A 3465-nucleotide genomic window follows, 5' to 3' on the forward strand; every position below is an offset into this window, starting at 1 on the left:
CATGGTCCCCAAGTGCATCGACCGTGAAGCTGACCCGCTGGCCCTCGACCATGTGCCCGGTCTGAGTCTCCTTGAAGTTCGCCACGAGGTAGATGTCCCGGCCCATGGGCACGAGGGTCAGGAGCCCCGTGCCGGCGGAGACGAACTGCCCGACCCGGAGCGACCGGTCGCCCGCCACGCCGTCGATGGGCGCCGTGACCGTCGTATAGCTCAGGGTGAGCTTGGCCTGCTCGACCTTGGCCTGGGAGCCCTCCAGGGTCGCCCGAGCGCTACCCTCCAGCGCCTTGAGGCTCTCGACCTGCTTCTTGGCCGCTTCCAGGGAGGCGATGGCCTTATCGTGCGCCGCCCGCTTCTGGCGCAGGTCGGACTCCGCCTGCTGCTGGCGCTGCGCCGTGCCGGATCCGGTCTGCAGCAGGTTCTGGTAGCGGGTGTACTCCTTGCCGGCGAAGTCGAGGGCGGCGTCAGTGTTCTCGACCTCGGCTTGCGAGGACTGAACCTGGGCCTGCTGCTGCAGGATCGCGGCGGCCGTGCCGAGGAGCTGGGCGCGGCTCTTCTCGACATCGGCCTCGGCCTGCTTGAGGCTGACCTGGTACTCGCGGTCGTCCAGACGCGCGATGGTGTCACGGGCCTTCACCGACTGGTTATCACCGACCATGACCTCGGCGACGTGGCCGGCGATGCGCGGCGCCACTGTTACCTTGTCGGACTGGAGGTAAGCGTCGTCGGTGGTCTCCAGGAAGCGACCGACTGTCCACCAGTGCCAGCCATAGGTCCCACCACCCCCGAGGGCAGCCACGAGGGCAAGTGGCAGGATCACGCGGCCCTTCCGGCGTTTGCGCGCTGGAGCCGGCGGGATGGCTACTGCTAGGGTAGACGAGGTCACGGCACCGGGCGAAGCGGGGACGGCACCCGGTTGTGGAAGGTCGCTGGGTCGGGCGTCCATGACAGTAGCCAAAATCAAAACGATACGGTAAAGTATGGATACATGAGGAATGCGGCCGAGGCAAGGAGGCAGATGATGGAAACGGTGGCAGAGCGGCCGGCAGCACAGAAGCGGGGTACCGGTGGGCGCCCGACCCGGGAGGAGGCGGCGCGGCGGGAGGCCCGTATTGTCGAGGTCGCCATGCAGCTGTTCATCGAGCGCGGCTTCGACGCCACCTCGATCGACGCGGTGGCCGAGGCTGCCGGCGTGAGCAAGCCGACGCTCTATGCACGCTACCGTGACAAGCGCGCGCTGTTCGAGGCCGTGCTGAACGAGCGGGTCCGCGAGTGGCTTGCGCCGCTCTCAGCGGCGGCCGAGGTGCAAGCTCTACAGACGGAGCCTAAAGACGCCGGGATGGTGCTCGACGAGTTGAGCCGCATCCTGCTCGCACGCTCGCAGGATCCCGGTGCGGCCGCGCTCACGCGCTGCATCGCCGCCCAGGCCTTGCAGTTCCCGGATCTGGCCAAGCTCGCCTACGAGGAGGGCTGGTTGCGTGGCGTACGGGCTGTAGCCCGGCTCCTGGAAGTGTTGGCCACGCAGGGCCAGGTCGAGAGCGACGATGTCGAGATCGCCGCCGACCTGTTCCTCAACCTCGTCCTCGGACGTAGTTCGAAGCAAGCCCTTTACGGCATTGAGGTGGACTTGGAAGCGCAGGAGAAGCGCCGTCGCGCGGCCGTCGCACTGTTTCTCGCGGGTGTTCGCCGATCCGGCAAGATTTGAAGCCGCGTGCGAAAGGGATGAGGGCCGAACCGGCAACCAGCCCGCCCTCGAACGGCTCACCTTCGGGTCACGTTGACTGCTCAGGCGGCACTGGGCGCGAAGCTGGATGTCGGCTTTCGGGCGGTAACCCAATGATTGCTCACCACCCGAATCCGAGTTGTCGGACGGCTGATGAATGGCCGCTTTCGAGAAGAGCCGATGACTAGCGGCGCGGCTGAATTGGGTCGAGGCTGTATCAAAAGTCCTTTCTGAGATAGACTTGCGGCCTCATCTGCGGAGGCCAGCATGGGTCGGTTTGTCGAAGGGCAGGACCGTAGGCAGTCGTGGTTGCTGCCCAGTTCGCTGGACGACTATGTCACCGCGGACAATCCGGTTCGGGTGATCGAGGCCTTCATCGACGAACTTGATCTCGGCACCCTCGGCTTCACCCGCTTTGAGCCCGCAGCGACGGGGCGGCCTGCTTATGATCCGGCCACGCCTCTGAAGCTCTACCTCTACGGCTATCTCAACCGGGTGCCGTCGAGCCGGCGGCTTGAGCGGGAGGCACAGCGCAACATCGAGGTGATGTGGCTGACCGGCCGCTTGGCTCCCGATCACAAGACGATCGCCAACTTCAGGCGCGACAACGGGCCTGCGATCTGGGCCGCCTGTCGGCAGTTCGTAGTCCGAGCCGGGATCTGCAGCTCTTCGCCGGGGCGACCGTCGCCATGGACGGATCGAAGTTCAAGGCGGTCAACAACCGGGACCGCAACTACACCGTGGCCAAGCTCGCCAAGCGCCTGGAACAGGTGGAGGCCAGCATCGCCCGCTACCTCGCGACGCTCGACCGGGCGGACAGGGAAGGCAACGACGTTCCCGAGGCGTGGACGCAGCGTATCGGCGAGAAGATCGCCGCCCTGCGCCGACAGATGGCCTTCCTGCGCGAGATGCAGGAGCAGGTAGGGACCGCGGACGACGGACAGGTCTCACTGACCGACCCGGACGCGCGCTCGATGGCAACGAGCGGGCGCGGCACGGGCATCGTCGGCTACAACGAGCAGATCGCCGTCGATCCCGAGCATCATCTCGTCGTAGCTCATGACGTCGTCAACGAGGGCCACGACCGGACCCAGCTCGTGCCGATGGGGGGCCAGGCCAGACAGGCTCTCAATGCAAGGGAGGTCGTGGTCCTGGCCGATCGCGGCTACTACAGCGGCGACGAGGTTCTAACCTGCGAAGGCACAGGCATCCTGCCGGCCATGCCGCGGGCTGACACGTCAGGTCGAGCCAAGAAGGGGCTCTTCGTGCGCGCCGACTTCATCTACGACGCCGTGGCTGACCACTACGTCTGTCCCGCCGGGGCTGTGCTGGCGAAGTCCGCCGCGCGCTCAGATTGACACGGCGACATCGACCATTACCGCAACCTGGAAGCCTGTCATGCCCGCGCGATGCGGGCGCGCTGCACGACAGAGAAGGTGAAGCGCTTCAAGCGCTGGAAACACGAGGCGGTGCTGGAGGCCATGCAGAGGCGGCTCGACGCCATGCCTGACGCCATGGCGGTCCGGCGCGCCACGGTCGAGCACGTCTTCGGGACGCTGAAGGCTTGGATGGGCAGTACGCCCTTGCTGACGAAGGGCCTGAAAGGCGTGAGAACCGAGATGAGCCTCGCGATCCTCGCCTACAACGTGAAGCGGATGATCCGACTGTTCGGCGCAACCTGGCTCATCCAGGCCATTCGAGCCTGAAGCAGCCCACCGCGCCGCCGTCGTCATCCTGCTGATCGA

The 3465-nt window shown here is 66.1% G+C and carries 2 protein-coding genes and 1 pseudogene; 2 read left to right on the forward strand and 1 reads right to left on the reverse strand.

Annotated features, from left to right (window positions below; translation table 11 throughout):
* Positions 1 to 817 (reverse strand): HlyD family secretion protein (locus MKK69_RS18670; RefSeq protein ID WP_243970279.1); only part of this gene is annotated, 817 nt, incomplete at its 3' end.
* Positions 818 to 1015: 198 nt separating this feature from the next.
* Here MKK69_RS18670 and MKK69_RS18675 point away from each other — a divergent pair.
* The gene (locus MKK69_RS18675) at positions 1016 to 1702 is read left to right on the forward strand and encodes a TetR/AcrR family transcriptional regulator (protein ID WP_243970281.1); all 687 of its coding nucleotides are present in this window, start codon (positions 1016 to 1018) and stop codon (positions 1700 to 1702) included.
* A 285-nt stretch (positions 1703 to 1987) separates the two neighbouring features.
* Positions 1988 to 3426 (forward strand): annotated as a pseudogene (locus tag MKK69_RS18680) (IS1182 family transposase).
* Positions 3427 to 3465 lie beyond the last annotated feature (39 nt).

The sequence above is a fragment of the Methylobacterium sp. J-026 genome, from assembly GCF_022829585.1.
Taxonomy (GTDB): Bacteria; Pseudomonadota; Alphaproteobacteria; order Rhizobiales; family Beijerinckiaceae; genus Methylobacterium.

Excerpts from the sequence above, each read along its gene's own strand:
- MKK69_RS18675 (WP_243970281.1), top strand. The coding sequence starts at position 1,016 with ATGATGGAAACGGTGGCAGAGCGGCCGGCAGCACAGAAGCGGGGTACC.